1 protein-coding gene and 3 pseudogenes are annotated in these 1,945 nt (G+C 60.4%); 1 reads left to right on the top strand and 3 read right to left on the bottom strand.

What is annotated here, in order from left to right:
* A pseudogene (locus K288_RS54575) lies at window positions 1-216 on the top strand (hypothetical protein); the annotation flags it as partial.
* A 218-nt stretch (window positions 217-434) separates the two neighbouring features.
* Here the strand turns inward: K288_RS54575 and K288_RS55425 are convergent.
* The 3 genes and pseudogenes from K288_RS55425 to K288_RS54570 form a co-directional block, all read right to left on the bottom strand.
* Window positions 435-1,145, bottom strand: a pseudogene (locus K288_RS55425) (transposase); the annotation flags it as partial.
* A gap of 198 nt (window positions 1,146-1,343) precedes the next feature.
* Window positions 1,344-1,448, bottom strand: a pseudogene (locus tag K288_RS53340) (IS630 family transposase); the annotation flags it as partial.
* A gap of 210 nt (window positions 1,449-1,658) precedes the next feature.
* On the bottom strand, window positions 1,659-1,945 hold a 287-nt coding region (locus K288_RS54570; RefSeq protein WP_043162485.1), incomplete at its 5' end, for a hypothetical protein.

The following is a 1,945-nucleotide window of genomic DNA, read 5'->3' as shown; positions in this document are numbered from 1 at the left end:
CGCCCTCGCATATCGTCGCATGGTCACTCTGGCGTCGAGCGCATCAAGCGGCCGCCCAACGCGCACACTTCAAAGCAAAAACACAACTGTAATGCCCCGGCAAAACTGAGTGCTCTCCGGCACATCGATGCCGGACAGCCGAATGCGGGTGCCGTGGATTTTGAGCGTATCACCGTCAATGATGCTCGCTTGGCCGGTCAGGTCGCCAGCAACTAGCGCGGTCGCAGCCGCATAGCGGTCAGAGCCGCCCGTCAAATTTGGGGCGGACAAAGCCCCGACGGGGTGCGGAAGTGACGGCGTTAGCGATTGGGCTCCGGGCCGTGCCGCCTTTGGCGCATTCGCCAGCATTTCCGGCGTACACCGTGTCGTTGGAGGATCGCCACAAACTCTCTTGAGATTAGCCCAGCCGACACAATGGCCGTCCGGCCCACGATATGGATTTGGCAGCGCTGGATCGCGGCCGCCTTGCCCCCGGATCGCCTTGGACAACGCCTTCGCCCCATCGACGATGAACAGCCGCCACACCTTGGGATCGAGCCCGCGCTCGATCAGATTGTCGATCAGCGCCTGAACCTCTGTTTTCGGTCGCGCCCTCGACCAGCCCCAGCGGATGTTTCTCGCCAACGCTGTCGATGCTGATCGCGCCGATCGTCATCAGGTCGTCGCTCAGGTGCAGCCCATCGATCTGGATTACTTAAAAGATCAAGCTTCGACAGATCGCCGCTCATGAACTCCTGCAGCTTTGCCGACGACAAGCCACAAAACGCCGCGACACCGCCGATTTCGACACCCCCGCGCCCTTGCCCGCCGTAATGTCACCCTCCGGCAGCCGAACCGATCGTCCGAACTTGCGCGTCGAGACATCGATCAGCATCTGGTTCATTGCCCAGTTGCCCAGCAAATCCTTCCTCGAAGCCTCCTCCCACGTCGCAAGAGCCTGCTCCCTACCGTCGAAGCCGCGAACTCGGGGGCGATCGGTTTCAACCTTGCCGCCATGGAAGCCGAGCTTCCCTTTCGTCTTTCCACAGCGGTGCGCTTTCCTCGCCGGGCTGCGTCCGTGTCGCGGACCGCAGGCTGCCTCGGCGTCCCGCTCGAGCATTTCGCCGAGCGCTTCCACCTCCGGCTGCAAGACACAGTTATTCAAAAATCGTTGACAGACCCTGAAGGGCTTCGACCTTCAAATCTTGCGCGGGATACTCCCGATTTCCCAAAGCGTGAGACGAGGCAGATGTGATATTCCTATTCATGGCGTTGCTTTCCTTTCGTGGAATCAGCACCCCGAGCCTACAGGCTCAACGCGGGCAACGCCGCCCCTGCTTTTTTCTACAAAGACCGGGACATCCCCGGTGCGGCTGCAAGCCGAACGCCGTCCACATTCGGCGGATCGTGATGTGAGAAAAGCCAGTTTCCGCAGCCATCAAGCGGATCGACCAGTGCGTCGCGTCGGGCTTCAAGAATCGGCGGCGGTCCAAAATCCGGGGTCCACTTCATCGGCTTAGCTACAATAGACGCTGCCGCGGCTGATGTTCAGAGCTTCCGCTCTGCTCGGCAGATCATGGTCACGGTCGATCATCGCTTTGAACTGTTACCTATGTCGCCGGTTGCTCATGCCGACCGGAAGGGAGCGGCCGATACGATTTTGGTGGCACGTGACCCCGTTAAAAAACCTGGTCCATGGGTTGTTGCGCACTTGAGAGTGATGACGCCATCCGGCGATCCCGTTTAGGAATCTGACCAATAGCGCAGCCCAGCCCTTCCGCCGCCGTCAGCAGGAGGATTGGATATATGAACCCCAAAAGATCGAAGTCGAGGAACGGTGGTAAGATGCCGATGGTGCACCCGAACGCGGGTGCCATCGACGTCGGAGCGACTATGCACATGGCTGCTGTGAGGGCAGATCGGGCACCGGAGCCAGTCCGCAGCTTCGGTACCTTCACGGCCGATC

Origin of the sequence: Bradyrhizobium sp. Ai1a-2 (assembly GCF_000426245.1) — a bacterium.
Classification (GTDB): domain Bacteria; phylum Pseudomonadota; class Alphaproteobacteria; order Rhizobiales; family Xanthobacteraceae; genus Bradyrhizobium.
Note: the sequence above shows the minus strand (reverse complement) of the source record. Positions and strands in the feature narration are given on the sequence as shown.